This is a genomic window from Microbulbifer maximicatervae (SeqCode) (assembly GCF_056231245.1).
In genome coordinates this window covers 273242-287036 of record NZ_CP174334.1, presented here as the reverse complement: position 1 = coordinate 287036, position 13795 = coordinate 273242, and the positions used below count along the sequence as shown (strand labels likewise).

General features: G+C 47.3%; 11 protein-coding genes. 4 read left to right on the top strand and 7 right to left on the bottom strand.

All coding sequences use genetic code 11. The features are described from left to right. Positions 1 to 2: 2 nt before the first annotated feature. Both ACJJIS_RS01310 and ACJJIS_RS01305 read right to left on the bottom strand, forming a co-directional pair. Positions 3 to 818 (bottom strand): outer membrane lipoprotein-sorting protein, encoded by an 816-nt coding sequence (locus ACJJIS_RS01310; protein WP_475709280.1) that lies wholly within the window; start codon positions 816 to 818, stop codon positions 3 to 5. Next, positions 799 to 3156, bottom strand: a complete 2358-nt coding sequence (locus ACJJIS_RS01305) for an efflux RND transporter permease subunit (RefSeq protein WP_475709279.1) — start codon at positions 3154 to 3156, stop codon at positions 799 to 801. The genes ACJJIS_RS01310 and ACJJIS_RS01305 overlap by 20 nt, the downstream gene beginning before the upstream one ends. 726 nt (positions 3157 to 3882) lie before the next feature. On the opposite strand from ACJJIS_RS01305, the gene ACJJIS_RS01300 reads away from it, so the two are divergent. Next, positions 3883 to 5184: a M20 family metallopeptidase gene (locus ACJJIS_RS01300; RefSeq protein WP_444918366.1), complete on the top strand. Its 1302-nt coding sequence runs from the start codon at positions 3883 to 3885 to the stop codon at positions 5182 to 5184. Positions 5185 to 5310: 126 nt separating this feature from the next. Here ACJJIS_RS01300 and ACJJIS_RS01295 read toward each other — a convergent pair whose 3' ends face one another. Next, complete coding sequence (locus tag ACJJIS_RS01295) at positions 5311 to 6786, bottom strand: DEAD/DEAH box helicase (protein WP_475710327.1); 1476 nt, start codon at positions 6784 to 6786, stop codon at positions 5311 to 5313. A 461-nt stretch (positions 6787 to 7247) separates the two neighbouring features. On the opposite strand from ACJJIS_RS01295, the gene ACJJIS_RS01290 reads away from it, so the two are divergent. Next, the gene (locus ACJJIS_RS01290) at positions 7248 to 7850 is read left to right on the top strand and encodes a GNAT family N-acetyltransferase (RefSeq protein ID WP_475709278.1); all 603 of its coding nucleotides are present in this window, start codon (positions 7248 to 7250) and stop codon (positions 7848 to 7850) included. A 212-nt stretch (positions 7851 to 8062) separates the two neighbouring features. On the opposite strand, the gene ACJJIS_RS01285 is transcribed toward ACJJIS_RS01290, so the two are convergent. Both ACJJIS_RS01285 and ACJJIS_RS01280 read right to left on the bottom strand, forming a co-directional pair. Then, the gene (locus ACJJIS_RS01285; protein WP_444934320.1) at positions 8063 to 8287 is read right to left on the bottom strand and encodes a DUF7661 family protein; all 225 of its coding nucleotides are present in this window, start codon (positions 8285 to 8287) and stop codon (positions 8063 to 8065) included. 174 nt (positions 8288 to 8461) lie between these two features. Continuing rightward, on the bottom strand, positions 8462 to 9505 hold the full coding sequence (locus tag ACJJIS_RS01280) for a hypothetical protein (protein ID WP_444934321.1): 1044 nt from the start codon (positions 9503 to 9505) through the stop codon (positions 8462 to 8464). A 326-nt stretch (positions 9506 to 9831) separates the two neighbouring features. Between ACJJIS_RS01280 and ACJJIS_RS01275 the strand changes: the two genes are divergently transcribed. Together ACJJIS_RS01275 and mmsB are read left to right on the top strand one after the other, a co-directional pair. Then, a complete protein-coding gene (locus tag ACJJIS_RS01275; RefSeq protein WP_475709277.1) occupies positions 9832 to 11343 on the top strand; it encodes a CoA-acylating methylmalonate-semialdehyde dehydrogenase in 1512 nt (503 codons plus the stop codon). An 18-nt stretch (positions 11344 to 11361) separates the two neighbouring features. Beyond that, positions 11362 to 12255 carry a 3-hydroxyisobutyrate dehydrogenase gene (mmsB, locus tag ACJJIS_RS01270; protein ID WP_444911636.1) on the top strand — a complete coding sequence of 298 codons (894 nt, stop codon included), beginning with the start codon at positions 11362 to 11364 and terminating at the stop codon, positions 12253 to 12255. A 67-nt stretch (positions 12256 to 12322) separates the two neighbouring features. Here mmsB and ACJJIS_RS01265 read toward each other — a convergent pair whose 3' ends face one another. Further along, positions 12323 to 12853, bottom strand: a complete 531-nt coding sequence (locus tag ACJJIS_RS01265) for a hypothetical protein (RefSeq protein ID WP_444911637.1) — start codon at positions 12851 to 12853, stop codon at positions 12323 to 12325. Between the two features lie 131 nt (positions 12854 to 12984). After that, the gene (locus tag ACJJIS_RS01260; RefSeq protein WP_444895922.1) at positions 12985 to 13707 is read right to left on the bottom strand and encodes an SDR family oxidoreductase; all 723 of its coding nucleotides are present in this window, start codon (positions 13705 to 13707) and stop codon (positions 12985 to 12987) included. Positions 13708 to 13795: the final 88 nt, after the last annotated feature.

Below are 13795 nucleotides of genomic sequence, written 5' to 3'. Positions count from 1 at the left end.
CCCTATTTCGCCCTGGAGAGACTATTTTTGGTGAAGTCGCGATCGGTAAAACCATTGCCAAATATCCAGTCGCCGTACAACAACTCTGTGGATTTACCAGTCTGGTGATTAACCATTTCCATTTTATTGGCTCGCCAGTATTGATCGCCGTACTGGTTGTAGTCGGAAATCGTGAGGGTCTTCATCAGGTCCCCTTTTCGGTCATAATAGTCGGTTCTCCATGCGCGGTACTCCTCTGTATCAACCCAAAGGTGTTGAATGGAATAACCGGATTTAGGATCGACCGGGTCCAACTCCAGAACAAAGTGATCGCGGCCATCGAAAGACTCGTTGCGCAAATATTTATAGGTGTATTTCTCCACCTCCTGTGAGGCGATATCTTCATAGGAGAATTCACTACCCATAAATGGTCCAGACTTGTTACTGGAGGAAATACGCTTTACTCGCTTTAAAGCAGGCAAATAGAGCCACTGGTCATCGGAGCCCACTTTATGAGTAAAGGACAAAAATGCTGTGCCCTTTACATCCCGAGGGTTGTCAAAAATCACCAGGGATTTATCTCCGTCATTTTCCTGCTCCAGAGTTTTGGTGCGCATAGCCCGCACACTCTCCTCACCATATTTATTGCGCAGGGTCATTGTAAGGCTGTTGCTGAGATCGCCGAATCCCAAGTCGCGGCGGTCCGCCTCCTTGGCAATTTCCAGACCTTTTTCTGCGGCCAGATCCAGTTCACTGGCAGAAACAGATAAAGCTGCCAGAGCCAGGGCACCTGCTAGGGCCCGTGTCAAAAACGGTCTATTAGAGCGGCTGGGTTGCATAGTTTTGCTCCTTATTTTCAATAGGGGTAATAGCGGGGTCGTATGCCTTGGCATCAAGCTTCATCAAGAGAATCGGAAGAAGTAGGAAATCCGCCAGCAAGGCCATCAAAATGCAAATTGCGGTCAGAAGTGCCATGGAGGAATTCATACCGAAGGAGGACTGGGCCAACACCATAAATCCGGCAATCAGAATGACTGAGGTCACAACTATCGCTACCCCCACTGAAGAGAAGGCGTAACGCAGTCCGTCCTCCACGTTGTAGCCTGCACGGCGCTGGCGCAGGTATTTACTGAGGAAGTGCACTGTGTCATCTACCACAATACCCAGTGCCATACCGGTCACCATAGTGACAGCCACATTGACTTCAGCTACCAGTGCACCCCAGAGGCCAAATGCCAGGCCGGCCGGCAACAAGTTGGGAATTAAGCTTAAGAAACCGAGTTTGACACTGCGCAGGGCAATACCAATCAGTGCAGAAATTAACACCAGCGCAACCAGAGTGCCCACCAACATGCCCTCCATATTGCGCTCGGCAATATTGGCAAACATGATCGCCGGACCTACACCATAGGCAGTTACACCAATGTTTTTCTCCAGCCAATTACTGCCGGCATCAGCTACCGCTTTGAGTTCTTTCGACTTGAGATTATCGAGAGTTACAATAATCTGCGTTGACGACTTAGCCACATTCAGCTGATTATTTAAATCCAAGCCATAGGGGAGAGACAGCTCGTACAGTAATAAATACTGGGCTGCCAATTCCTGCTCTTCAGGCAACCTGTAGTAGGCCGGATCATCAGCATGCAGATTTTTGTTCAAGCGCTTGAAAGTATCGCCAATGGTATTGACATGGCGCACCCCAGGCTGGGCCTGCATCCACTCAGTGAAACGCTCCAGATTGGCAAGAAACTCCGGATTGCTAACACCATTGTTGTCACCGGATTCGATCGAGTAAATCAGCTGGTAAATACCAGAGAGGTTGTCATTGATATAATCTGAATCGGTTCGAAACTCCACAGATTCATCAAAGTAACCAACAAAGTCATCATTAATCTCATTGTTTGGAATCATTGCCAATAATCCCAACGAGACAATGACTCCCGCCAGTAATATCGGGCGCTGGCGGCGAATCACAAAATCTCCCAGAGTATCCATGGAGCGTCCAATTTTGGATTCACTGGCGCGACTCTTGGCTGGCAGTATCGCCATCAATGCAGGCAGTAAGGTAACCGATAAGAAGAAAGCCACCATCACACCCATCGCGGTAATATTACCCAGATCGTGGAAGGGAGGCGCATCGGAAAAGTTCATCGACAAAAAGCCAATGGCGGTAGTGATCGAAGTTAAGAACACAGGCCCCATGTTGAGCTGCAAGCTCTCTTTAATTGCATCGTGCTTGCTGAGTCCACGGCGCATTGCAGCAAATAGACTCACCAATATATGTATCGAGTCCGCCACTGCGAGAGTCATAATAATGGTGGGCGCAGAAGCGGAGGGCGGTGTCAATTTAACACCTATAAAACCGGCCAAACCCATGCCTGCGGCCATGGAGAAGACGATAACCAACAGCGCTGCAAAAGTCGCACTGAAGCTCCGCACCAATAAAAATACAACTGCAATAATCACAAGGTACATGAGCGGAACTAAGGTGCTCATATCTGACTGAGAGGCTTCAAAAAATGCATTACTCAGTAAAATAATACCGGTCGCATAGACCTCTACATCGTATTTTGCCTCAATCTCTTCCATCAATGCCTGTGCAGCTTCAGCCGCTTCAGGGGTTTCATGCATGGATTTTTGTGGAAGCTGGAAGGTGATATTTATCCCTGTAACGGAACCATCACTATTTACCAGGCGCTCCTTCAAGGTGGGATCTGCCAGCGCTACAGCCTTGATAGAGGCCAGGGTTTCGGCATCTAAATTGCTGGCATTTTCCACCAAGTCCTGTACCAGGAGGTCATCTTCCTCGGCAATGGTGTGCTGGAAGTTGGTGATTGAATCCACCCGCAGCGCATAGGGTAACAACCAGGATTTCTCGGTCATCTCCTCTACGGCTGCTAGGGCATCATTGGAAAAGGCATTGCCATCTTTTGGCACTACCGCAAACAGAATATTGTCATTCTTAGTGTAAGTGCGCTGGATTTGCTCATAAGCTTGTAGTTGAGGATTAGCTTCACTAAAGAATGCCCGGTAATCATTGTTGAAACCCAGGAATCTTGCTCCACTTACCGCAAAGAAGGCTAACAGTAGTGCGCCAATGGCTACTAGCCATCGATATCGAATAAGCCAATCCGCATAACGGCTGACCCAATTCGAAGGTAATTGGGGGGATGACATTAAATCAGCTCCTTCAAACAACTTGATGAAAAAATAATTAATCAACAACCTAAGCAAATGGATATTTACTTACGGCCACAGAATCCCGTAATAGCCAATATAAGATCAGCTACAAATTTAATAAAAAGGTACACTAATGCCATCAGCCAAACCGTAAATGTGGCCGAGACATCAATAAAGAGTTATCGCTTTAGGCGATATAAGAACCACATCTTTGTAATTAATGGTAGCCAATAATCAGGCAAAGCTTAACTTTCCCCAACACAGGGGCGACCACGAGAGAGCCACCGAGTTAAGAGAATACCTAATTTACAGTGTCGTAAATCTAACAATAAATATAATAATTATTTATATATGCCTGAGACATACAGATATATTAGTAACCTGCCTATTATTATCACTATAAATTAACCCGTTAATTATCCTCTAAGAAATAATTAGAGGGCTCGACAAGTTAATCATCTCTAATTATTTCCAACCTATGACCAATCAGTATAACTTTCTGTGCCACTCAGTCTCGTGAAAACCTTGAGAGCCTCCTGCAACCCTCATTGTTCTGTGGTTATAGCTCTTTCCACAACCTATGCAGAACATCTTGAACCGTCCGGTTCATCATGTCAACAGCGGAAACTGAAAATATATAAAGGCAAGCCAGCTCGAGGGAGTCGGTTACGCAAAATCTGGGGTAGAATCGGCCGACGATAATGAGAATGAAGGAATTGTGCTGTGAAAAAACTGCTCCTGCCCATCGCAATCGGTGCATCGCTGCTAGCTACCCATGCTTCTGCAAGCGACCCTAAGCCTCAGCAATTGCTGGAAAACACTGAGTCCAAAGTGATTGAGTGGCGCCGCCACCTGCATCAGAACCCAGAACTGGGCAATCGCGAATTTGAAACAGCCAAATATATTGAAAAACACTTACGTGCACTGGGCCTTGAAGTTGAAACAGGTATCGCCCATACCGGCCTTGTGGGCTTTTTGAGAGGCGGCAAACCGGGACCAACTGTGGCCTTGCGCGCGGACATGGACGCTCTGCCAGTCACCGAGAGAACCGATGTGCCCTTCGCTTCCAAAGCGAGAACCACTTACCAAGGTAAAGATGTTGGCGTTATGCATGCCTGTGGCCACGATACCCATGTGGCCATGCTGATGGGCACTGCCGAGGTCCTGGCAGGCCTTCGCGATGAGCTGGCTGGAAACGTCTTGTTTATATTCCAGCCCGCAGAAGAAGGCGCACCGGACAATGAAGAAGGTGGCGCGGAGTTGATGCTCAAAGAAGGGATCTTCAAGAAGTACAAGCCGGACGTGGCCTTTGGCCAGCATGTCACTTCCTCGCTACCCACCGGCGTCATCGGCTATCGCTCGGGCCCGCTTATGGCCGCTGCCGATGAATTCCGTATTACCATCAATGGCCGCCAAACCCATGGCTCACGCCCCTGGGGTGGAGTGGACCCTATTGTCGCCGCCGCACAAGTCGTAATGGGCACCCAAGCCATTGTCAGCCGCCAGATCGACATCACCAAAGAGCCCGCAGTCGTTTCTTTCGGACGTATTGACGGTGGTGTCCGCAACAATATCATTCCCGATAGTGTCTATCTGAATGGCACCATCCGTAATTTTGATATGGATAACCGTGCAGAAATTTTCAAACGCTTAAAAACCACTGCGGAGTTAATTGCTGAAAGCTCCGGTGCAAGCGCAGATGTGGAGATTCTGGAAGGCTATCCGGTAACGATAAATAATGCAGAGCTGACAGAAATGGCACTGCCTATTCTGAGATCTGCTGTCGGCGACAAGAATGTTGTAGAAGTACCCAAAATCACGGGGGCAGAAGATTTCTCCTACTACGCCAATGAGGTCCCTGGCTTTTTCTACTTCCTAGGGGTAACTCCTAGAGATCAGGATGCCAGCCAAGCTCCAAGCAATCACTCACCCCTTTTCTATGTGGATGAGGATGCTTTGCGCAAGGGCACTGAAGCGCTGACTCTGTTAACTCTGGATTATATGGCGAACTATAAAAAACAGTAATTGTAAAAAGAGCCTCATTTTGAGGCTCTTTTTTAGATGCTTGTCACTCTTATAACTCGATATTAAAGATTACAACACCTTCGCAGGTGAATACCTTATTATCGGCATTAAGAGTCCAGCAAAATACTAGGCACTTTCAGAGCGCCCTCTAGTAGTAGGACGCCGTCTCGGAGCTCGTTGTGGTTTCTGTCCATCACTGCGACCAGCCTCAGCACCGCGCCCTTTACCGTTACCGCCCGCGCGCTTGGCTGGGGCCCCTTTACCCGCAGAGGCGTTACCACTGCGGCTGCTAGAATTTCCACGCCCCTCAGGCTTACCGCGTCCATTGCTGCGGTTGCCCCGACGTTCCTCGCTATTGCCGCGCGCTTCACGCCGCCCTTCACTCTTCTGAGAGTTACCCGCTGGGCGCTTGCTGGAGCCGGGCTTTTGCAACCCACCCCGCTTTGGATTACCGGATGCGGGCACCTGGTGGTCCGGCTCAAACTCTTCAATCTCCTCACGCGGAATTGGCTTGCCGATCAAGCGCTCAATATCCCGAAGCTGCTTAATCTCATCAGCGCTAACAAGAGATACCGCTTGTCCCTGAGCGCCCGCACGCCCTGTGCGGCCAATACGGTGGACATAGTCCTCAGGTACATTGGGCAAATCAAAATTTACTACCTGGGGCAGTTGGTCAATGTCGATGCCTCGGGCCGCGATATCAGTCGCCACAAGAATCTGAACCTTGCCAGCCTTAAAGTCCGCCAGGGCACGAGTTCGTGCATTTTGACTTTTATTACCATGAATGGCTGCTGCCAGGATGCCGTCACCTTCGAGCTGCTTCACCAGCCTGTTGGCACCATGTTTAGTTCGACTAAAGACCAAGGCTTGGTGCCAGTTATTCTCCCTAATCAAATGACTAAGCAGTTTCGTTTTTCGAGCCTTATCCACAGGATGGAGTTTCTGTCGCACCGATTTAGTAGTGGAGTTGCGTGGACTGACATCAATTTCCAGCGGGTCTTTTACCAAGCCTTTCGCCAGCTGACGAATATCTGGTGAAAAAGTTGCGGAGAATAGAAGGTTCTGACGCTTAGCCGGTAAAATCCTCAATACTCGTTTGATATCGTGAATGAAGCCCATATCCAGCATGCGGTCTGCTTCATCAAGTACCAGGGCTTCTAAGCGATCGAAGCGAATTGCCCCTTGATTGTGCAGATCCAGCAAGCGCCCAGGGGTAGCTACCAAAATATCCGCTCCGCCTCGCAGACGAGAAATCTGGGGGTTGATCTTCACACCACCAAACACCACCGCATGGCGCATAGGCAGGTACTGGCTGTACCCCTGCACATTATCGAAAACCTGAGCCGCCAATTCACGGGTTGGAGTGAGCACCAGTGCGCGTACTTGCCCTTTTCTAGCGCGCTCCCCCTGGCTAAGACGATGCAACAGCGGCAAAGTGAAGCCAGCCGTCTTACCGGTACCAGTTTGGGCTGCGGCCATAATATCGCTGCCCTTCATTACCGCTGGAATAGCTTGTGCCTGGATTGGCGTAGGCGCAGTGTATCCCTGCTCTGCAACGGCACGGGCAATCTCCTGGGCAAGGCCCAGATCTTCAAACAACATAAAAAAACCTCGAACTGCGCCGCAGGCGCAATCAAACACACTCACTCCCCCTGAGGGAATGAAGAGAGAAATCGGAGTCGACATCGGGAGCCTGTATTGCTCCCAGCGTGTACAGCCGTCTAATCGCCAGTCCTCGTAACCGGCGCGCGGCATTCAGTAGAAATTTCCTGGAAGAATTTTTGAAAAGTTCCGGAGGGGCTACCGGCGGATCACCGGCCTACAAATGACGCAGCTGAGAAAAATCAGCGGCGGTACTATACCACACAAAGGCTGACTGTATAGTTTCGCCCAGCCAAACTCCTTTCCTTTATAGGTTTATACAGAGCAGTTGTTGGGGAGGTCGTCTTCAGGACCGTAACATAGTTTCACGTTCGCAGCGCGAGCGTCTATCTTTGAGGTACCCCATCCCGTTGCGAACTTGTAAAACAAAGCTGCTCAAAGCAGCCAGGATAGGAACCGTTATGTCACCCAACAACAGTGTGAATACTGAACACCAAGTTGAGCTGATCACCCTCGGCAATGGACGCAAAGTCTCAATACGCCCCATCTGTCGCAGTGATGGCCAGCTTGAGAAAGAACTAATTGAACAGTTGTCTCCAGAAACTCGCCGCGATCGCTTTATTGGCGGAAGCTGTAAAGCCAGCCAAAAGCTATTGGAGTTACTCACAGATAACGACCACCATGTACATGAAGCTTTTATTGCACTCTGCAGTAGTGACAGAGCACAAAGAGCTGTTGCTATAGCACACTACGCACTTGACGTTGACGGACGCGCTTGTGAGTGTGCCGTTGTGGTGAGCGATGACTGGCAGGGGTTAGGTTTGGGACGCTTAATGTTAAAGCGACTCATCAACTGCGCTCAGGATCAGGGGCTTGAACGAATCTATTCGATTGAGTCAGCACAAAATAGACGAGTGGACAGTTTCGCAAAATCCATGGGCTTTACCTGTAAAGCCGATGCCAAAGACTATACCCTGCTCACCTATACACTAGAATTGAAAGCTAATATTGAGACTAATGGCTTTAGTCACAAAGAGGAAGTTTCCCGAATAAATTTGGAGTAAGTGAGTAATTTAAGAATTTCAGTCCATATTTATATTTATTTATCTATATGAAGCAGGTGCCCTTGGTACTTGCTTCATATATTTTCTACTTAACTGTACATCGTTTTCCCAATGCAGTCTTGGCGACCTCAAAATTTCTTACAGTTATTGGTCTTTTACAAAACGACCTCAAGAGAAGTTGGATCACCACCGTCCGCCAAATTTCCATATACTTATTTTGTATTTATACGCTCCACACCAGGGTACCGCTCACTTGCCCATTCATGGCAGATATCTGCCAAGTATTGGGCTAAATCTTTCTCACTAATTTCTGAAGGTATTGATATCCCGGCACTGCGACGCTTACCTTCATTGCCCTGATAGAATGTGGCCCAGCTATTCGACTGCCTTTCGATCAAAACCTCTCTACCAAAAACATTGAATTTAAGCTTTTTCATAAATAACTATGTACAACTAAAATGCCTCAAAGCTTTGCAATTGCTCACACAAATTTCGAAAACCTATTTTCTTTGCATGGATACAATACGCTCTCCATCAGATACAATAAAGTATTTGCAGGAGTTAATTTAACTCCTGCAAACCCAATAATTTCTTCTTTTATACCACTCTTCTTAATCAAAAAAAGCATCACACGCCAATGGCCCACTAAATTCGAGCAAGGCCTGAGGCATTTGAATTTGCTCCTTCAACTGTCCAAATTGATACAGATAGAAGTTGACATCTGCCTGCATGGATTTCATATAACTCTGCTCACCACCAAAAATAATTACAGAGGGAAACTCCAGTGGATAAAAGCTGGCAATGTCTGCCTTTGCTTCGACAACTAACTTGTATGAAATTTTGTTAAGTTCAACTTGTAGATAACCAGAACAGGCATCTGCTTCCCGCTTAACAGAGAAGCCATTAAAAGCCGGTAAAAAAATCAGGTCATACTCTTCAGAAACATATCGCCCCGCCCACATTTCAATCTCTGAGTCACCCAGTTTAGCTCCGGTAATCATATAGTAGAGGTCATCTGTTAGCCCCATTGAATAGATCATACCGGCACTGGATTCTTTGTCATACCAGCCCTTATCCAATTGCGCATAGCCAGCACCGGCTAGAGACATAGAACCATCAAAATAACTGTAATTGACTGGGGTACCGACCGTATAAAGGAACCACTTTCCTCCTACCCCAGGTATCTCAGGAATAAATCCAAAAGGGGTTTGACCGGGGTTTAACCCATGCCAGTAATGGTGGTGTTCACCAGCCCACTCCATATTAAACAGGAAATCTGGATGTAAGACCTGTACACCCTGCTCATCGGCCACAACTACTCCCGGTACTTCATAATAGAACTCATCAATACCTTCGGGGTGCTTCAAGATCACTTCATCAAAAAAGAGATCATACTTCGTGGTAGCTCCGGTCTCTGAAGAAAAAGCTAAATGGATATAGGCTTTAGGCTTGACAACTGCAAAGTCAGGTGCAATATAGGTTTGTAAACTAACTTTGAAATATCCTACATCGGGAATTGCAATGTTATAGAACCATTGCTCGGCCCAGGTTTCGTCAGAGCTAGGCTCATGTGCACTTAAGTCACTTAGAGTGGTAGCACCAACAAATATGGGAGATATCATTAATCCGATTACAATCAGTATTCTTTTTATCATAAAACACATTGAATAATCCTCTTTTACTCTTCACTAGTTACATTACGACAACAACATTTAAGCTAGGCATTAATCCAAAGCCGAATTGCCAGCCACAAGATACTAGCCGTACAGTGCAAGATTATTTTTTCATTTCTTATGGGTGTTAATTATTTGCGATCTATTCTACAAAGATAATCAAATACATTTATTTTAATTTTTTGGTCAATCAACCTTCTGCTCAGCAAAAGTGAATAGTCATAAAAGCAGCGTGATATTCCTCTTTAATCGCGAAAAAACACCTAAACTGTTGGATAAAATCCCCTCCTCTCGGCGCTTTAATTAACATGAATAAGAATATTCCTTCCAAGTTACCAATAATGATTGGTGGTGAGTGGATTCAGTCCAAAAGTACTGAGTGGCTGGATGTAACCAACCCCGCTACCGGCGATGTTCTTACACAGGCGCCATTGTCTACCCAGACTGAACTGGAGAATGCAGTAATTTCCGCCAAAGAAGCATTTGACCAATGGCGAAATACGCCGGTTACCGCAAGAGCACGGATTATGTTGAGGTACCAGGCGCTTCTGAAAGAAAATCAGGAGCTGCTGGCTGAAATCCTCAGCGAGGAAACAGGTAAAACTTTTGAGGATGCCAAAGGGGACGTCTGGCGCGGTATTGAGGTTGTTGAGCATGCAGCCAATATCGCTTCACTAATGATGGGTGAAACCGTAGAGAATGTTGCCAACACCATCGACTGTTACTCCTATCTACAACCTATTGGAGTTTGTGCGGGGATCACACCATTTAATTTCCCCGCAATGATTCCACTGTGGATGTTTCCAATGGCGATTGCCTGTGGGAATACTTTTATTCTGAAACCCTCTGAACAGGATCCTGTCACGCCTTGCAAACTGGCCGAATTATTTGCTGAAGCGGGGGCTCCAGCAGGTGTTTTACAGGTAGTACATGGCGGCAGGGAACAGGTGGATTTTCTTCTAACGCATCCCGGCATTCAGGCCATTTCATTCGTTGGTTCAGTCCCCGTAGGGCGGCATATTTACCAGATGGGTACCCAGCACCTAAAACGAGTTCAAGCTTTTGCCGGTGCAAAAAACCATATGGTCGTGATGTCCGATGCCAATAAGGCTGCGGCTATTAATAATATTGTTGGATCATCCATCGGAGCTGCCGGGCAACGCTGCATGGCGATTTCCGTCGCTGTACTTGTTGGGGAGACACAACAATGGGTAGACGACATTAAAGACGCTATGTCAGCTATCAAGCCCGGTCATTGGAAGGATACGCAAGCGGGCTTCGGTCCACTAATATCACCCGCTGCTCGTGCGAGGGTGCTTGGGTATATCGCCCAGGGCAAAAAGGAAGGCGCCCGCTGTGTATTAGATGGCTCTGAAATTACTGTCGAAGGGTTTCCCAATGGAAACTGGGTTGGTCCCACCCTATTTGCCGATGTAACTTCGGACATGTCGATCTATACCGACGAGATTTTTGGTCCCGTACTTTGCCTGGTAAATGCCGACTCCCTGGAAGAAGCAATCCAATTAATCAATAACTGCCCCTATGGCAATGGCACCTCAATATTTACGGCTAGTGGCGCTGCCGCACGTAAGTTCCAACACGAAATATTAGTGGGGCAAGTCGGTATTAATGTACCTATTCCAGTGCCATTACCTTTCTTTAGTTTTACCGGCTGGCGAGCGTCTTTTTACGGTGATCAACACGCTTATGGAAAACAAGCTGTACGGTTTTATACCGAAACCAAAACTGTTACGGCACGCTGGTTTGACAGTGATATAGAGCATGCAGAGCACACCAACTTAACCATACAGCTCAAATAATGTTAACTGGAGAGCAGCATGACTAAAACAGTCGCATTTTTAGGGTTGGGCCATATGGGACTGCCTATGGCCACCAACCTGGTCCAGGCGGGCTTTGAAGTTAAAGGGTTTGACCCGGTCACTGAAATACTGGATACCGCTGTAGAAAGCGGTATCAAAAAGTGCTCCTCTCCCCAAGAGTCCGTCGAGGAAGCAGATTTTGTGGTAAGCATGCTGCCTAATAGCGCGGCGGTTGAGTGCCTGTATATTGATACCGACAAACTACTCGACAGTATTTCTCGCGACTGTTTGATTATCGACTGCTCCACTATTTCTTCCAACAGTTCTAAGCGCCTTATTCGTGAAGCCAGAATCAAAGGCCTGCAAGCCATTGAAGCCCCTGTTTCCGGGGGAGTGGCGGGTGCTAGCAAAGGGACTTTGAGTTTTATGTGTGGGGGAGAGGCCGGTGATGTCGACAGGGCCCGGGAAGTTCTAGAGCCAATGGGTAGCAATATTTTCTATGCAGGAGCAGCGGGATCTGGCCAAACAGCAAAGATTTGTAACAATATGCTGCTGGCTATTCATATGATTGGTACCGCTGAAGCCCTACAAATGGGGGTAGATAATGGACTCGACCCCAATGTGCTCTCCGACATTATGTTAAAGAGTTCAGGAGCCAACTGGTCCCTACAAAATTACAATCCCTATCCCGGAGTAATGCCCGAAGTTCCAGCGAGTAAAAACTATAGCGGTGGCTTTATGGTAAAACTTATGTGTAAGGACCTGGGGTTGGCGCAGGAAGCAGCCACTCAGAGTAAGAGCTATACGCCTCTCGGCTCAATGGCGCGCAATCTCTATGGAATTCTCAATTTGCGCGGAGGTAGTGATTTGGACTTCTCATCTATTCAAAAGCTATTTCAAGAAGTGGATTAGCCGCGTAGCAGGCTGGGTATCCACAACCCCTGCCGCAGCTCCACTTCTCTCCAGCACCAGTTACTGGCTATGGTTGCATGACTTTACCGAGAATTCGGATTTCACGCACTTGATCCCACTCTATAGCAAAGTAGAACTTTTGTTTGCGTCCAGCATTACTGGGAATCGTGAGTTCTTCAGGGTTTCCTTTGCCCCTAAACAAGTTGGTTGCATAGCCATCCTGGTCAATAAGGATCACTGCCTCGGAGCTATCCAGGTCGATTAACCGCACGGGGAAGTCATTTTGATTTTTAAAACCAACTTCAACATAGCAACCACTCTCTGCATGGGCGGTCACTGCGATAACGTCGCTTTCCAGATACTTATTGAGATCTTCCAGCGTATTGATAAGTACAGCACCATCAGTACTCTGCCCTGTTTTACGTCCATCAACCACACCTTCACTGGCACCATCCATCAGGTTTTTACCAAAGCTGACGATGTTAGACATCACTGATTTTGCCGTTTCCGCTACGCCACTCTCTTGCTCATCTGTATTTTGCTGTGCAAACGCAGAGGAACATAAAATCAGGCCGGCAATTAAAATCGTTCTTCGCACTGATATCTCCATATCCTTTACTATCCATTCCAACTTAAGCCAGCTCCAGTTAGCTGGCTTAAGTTGGGAATATTAGCAAAAGAAATATTGCTTGGAAAAACGATTAGTGTTTGCGCGGTACAAAATCAGGATTACTGTCCCTGCCCTGTTGCTGCAATTTGAACCTCTCGAATATTTACATGCTGGGGCTGGGAGTACATGAACATAGCTGTGCGAGCAATATCCTCTGCATTAATTGCACCACCAATGGATTCTTTCCATTGTTGATAGGCCTCAATAATTTCTGCTGAGGTAGTGTGGCTTAGCAGCTCTGTTTCCACCGCGCCGGGGCATATGGTCATTACACGTACCCCGGTAGGCGCCACTTCCTCGCGCACGGTTTCACCAATAGCAGAGACAGCATATTTGGTACCACAGTACGCAGCATGATTGATAAATGTTTTTACTCCAGCAATAGAACTGATATTGATAATGGTCCCGGAATGGCGAGTTTTCATATCCTCCAAAACTGCCTGCATACCGTTAAGCAAGGCCAATACATTCACATCGAACATTTTCCGCCACTCATCGGGGTTCTGGGTTTCAATATTGCCCAGTAACATTTTGCCGGCATTGTTAATCAGACAGTCAACCGGACCAAACTGAGTCTCAGCCTCACGAATTGCCTCGCGCAAGGCTGCCATATCAGTCACATCCACTTTCCTGCAAAGAGTATTTGGCAGATTTAAAGCTTCCAGCTTGTCCACACGCCTTGCCAACAATAATAGAGGATGCCCGGCAGCAGACATATGTTGGGCAATGGCAGCACCAATACCTGAACTGGCTCCAGTAATAACAACGAGTGGTTTGGACATGGGCTCTCTCTCCTTCAATGAGTTATCCCGGCGGATAGTTTTGTTTAAGTAGACCCAGTATAGGAATTCCGACTAATATGATTAGCCC